Source organism: Acidocella sp. MX-AZ02, assembly GCF_000306035.1.
GTDB classification, from domain to species: Bacteria; Pseudomonadota; Alphaproteobacteria; order Acetobacterales; family Acetobacteraceae; genus Acidocella; species Acidocella facilis.
In genome coordinates this window covers 1-793 of sequence record NZ_JH976249.1, presented here as the reverse complement: position 1 = coordinate 793, position 793 = coordinate 1, and the positions used below count along the sequence as shown (strand labels likewise).

The following is a 793-nucleotide window of genomic DNA, read 5'->3' as shown; positions in this document are numbered from 1 at the left end:
GCCACCCACCGGTTCCGCGAAGGCGGCGCCGCGGCGCGGCGCTGCCCTGGGCGGATCCGTATCACCACCCGGCCTTGTCGCTGCATGGCGATCTGCTGGCGGCGGAATTGCAGACCGGGCTGGTGCGCGCCAGCCCGGCGGACCCGGCCAGCCTGCTGCTGACCGGCGAACCCGCCGAGCCCGCGCTCAACGCCGCCCGCGCCCTGCGCCATACCGGGAGGCTGGACGCGGATTGGGCCCCCGGCTTGCCCGGCGCGGCGGATCTCGGCCGGCGCGGCACGCACACATGGGTGCGGATCAATCCGCAGCAGCCGGCGCAGCCTTACAGCCCTGATTATACCGCCCTCTATACCACGCTGCCGGCGCCGGAGGCGCAACCCGCCCTGGCGGCGGCGCGGGAGATTTACGCCACCTCGCCGCAGCTGGTCGCGCATCTGCGCCAGCTGACCCCGGCGCCGATCCCGGTGACGCTCTGGCGCCCGGCGCTCTCCCGGCGCTTCTGGCGTCATTTCGAGAGCGGGACCGGGCTCAACACCAATCCGCGCGTGCTGTGGATCGATGAGGGTATCGCCCCGCTCTGGATGCAGGAGCTGATCGAAGCGACGCTGGAGGAAATCTCCTGGGTGATCGTGGAGCGGCCGGACCATCCTTACCCGAAAGCCTTCGCGCGGCTGGGGGCGCAGGCCAACGAGCAGAGCTGGGCGCAAGCTTTGGCCACGGTGGGGCCGCAGATCATGCTACGCCCGGTGGCGTCGGAGACGCATCACGACCATTACCCCCTGCTGCTGGGCGC

General features: G+C 71.8%; 1 protein-coding gene. It reads left to right on the top strand.

Annotated elements, in window-relative coordinates:
* Positions 1–793, top strand: a 793-nt coding sequence (locus tag MXAZACID_RS19555; RefSeq protein ID WP_008495893.1) for a hypothetical protein, incomplete at both ends; no start/stop codon positions are given.